The 223-nt window shown below is 63.2% G+C and carries 1 protein-coding gene; it reads left to right on the plus strand.

Features of this window, described 5'->3' with window-relative positions:
- Nucleotides 1–65 precede the first annotated feature (65 nt).
- The coding region (locus tag E4K09_RS00025) for a kinase/pyrophosphorylase (RefSeq protein ID WP_166802079.1) at nt 66–223 on the plus strand (158 nt) is incomplete at its 3' end.

Consider the following 223-nt stretch of genomic DNA (forward strand, 5'->3'; position numbering starts at 1 on the left):
TCCGCGCGATTTGCTCATTGACCAGTGGGCATCGGTCACAACAATGGTGTCCACTTTCAGGACGGATGCTCGGGAGAACCGTCGTGCCGGGACGCAGCTACTTTCATCTCCACCTCGTCTCCGACTCGACGGGCGAGACCCTGATCACCGTCGCCCGCGCCGTGGTGGCGCAGTATGAAGGCGTGGCCGCCATCGAGCATGTCTATCCGCTCGTGCGCTCCCC

It is taken from the genome of Microvirga pakistanensis, assembly GCF_004458765.1.
GTDB lineage: Bacteria > Pseudomonadota > Alphaproteobacteria > Rhizobiales > Beijerinckiaceae > Microvirga > Microvirga pakistanensis.